Source organism: Mesorhizobium sp. M00.F.Ca.ET.216.01.1.1 (assembly GCF_004010325.2).
GTDB lineage: Bacteria > Pseudomonadota > Alphaproteobacteria > Rhizobiales > Rhizobiaceae > Mesorhizobium.
The window spans coordinates 1-285 of record NZ_SADR02000557.1; the positions used below are offsets into that span (position 1 = coordinate 1).

At 74.4% G+C, this 285-nt stretch carries 1 protein-coding gene; it reads left to right on the top strand.

The window, feature by feature from the left end; all coding sequences use genetic code 11:
- A partial coding sequence (locus EN859_RS37440; protein ID WP_348632980.1) for an oligopeptide/dipeptide ABC transporter ATP-binding protein occupies positions 1 to 285 on the top strand: 285 nt, incomplete at both ends.

Consider the following 285-nt stretch of genomic DNA (forward strand, 5'->3'; position numbering starts at 1 on the left):
CTCGATCCCGTCGCTGACGGCGGCCAACACCAGGCTGGTGCCGATCAAGGGCGCGCCGCCCAATGTCACGCGGGCGCCGACCTTCTGCGCCTTCGCGCCGCGCTGCGACCATGCCGAGGCGCGCTGCCGCCAGGCAAGGCCGCCGCTGGAAGCTGCCGGTGCCGATCAGACCGTCGCCTGCTGGCGCTGGCGGGAGGTGGAACGGGGGCCGCGCACGGGCGCCGGCGCTGCTGACAAGCCGGCCGTGACGGCACCGAAGCAGGAAGCGCTGCTCACCGTCACCGA